Annotated in this window: 1 rRNA gene; it reads right to left on the bottom strand. The window is 50.7% G+C overall.

Going from position 1 to position 505, the window contains the following annotated elements:
• Positions 1-505, bottom strand: a 16S ribosomal RNA gene (locus HMPREF2953_RS06570); the annotation flags it as partial.

Genomic DNA, 505 nt, shown 5'->3' with positions numbered 1-505 from the left:
TACGGCTACCTTGTTACGACTTCACCCCAATCATTTGTCCCACCTTCGACGGCTAGCTCCAAATGGTTACTCCACCGGCTTCGGGTGTTACAAACTCTCGTGGTGTGACGGGCGGTGTGTACAAGACCCGGGAACGTATTCACCGTAGCATGCTGATCTACGATTACTAGCGATTCCAGCTTCATGTAGTCGAGTTGCAGACTACAATCCGAACTGAGAACAACTTTATGGGATTTGCTTGACCTCGCGGTTTCGCTGCCCTTTGTATTGTCCATTGTAGCACGTGTGTAGCCCAAATCATAAGGGGCATGATGATTTGACGTCATCCCCACCTTCCTCCGGTTTGTCACCGGCAGTCAACTTAGAGTGCCCAACTTAATGATGGCAACTAAGCTTAAGGGTTGCGCTCGTTGCGGGACTTAACCCAACATCTCACGACACGAGCTGACGACAACCATGCACCACCTGTCACTTTGTCCCCCGAAGGGGAAACTTCTATCTCTAG

This window comes from Staphylococcus sp. HMSC072E01 (assembly GCF_001814125.1).
Taxonomy (GTDB): domain Bacteria; phylum Bacillota; class Bacilli; order Staphylococcales; family Staphylococcaceae; genus Staphylococcus; species Staphylococcus hominis.
The sequence above is the reverse complement of the archived record's forward strand: the minus strand, read 5'-3'. Positions and strand labels throughout refer to the sequence as shown.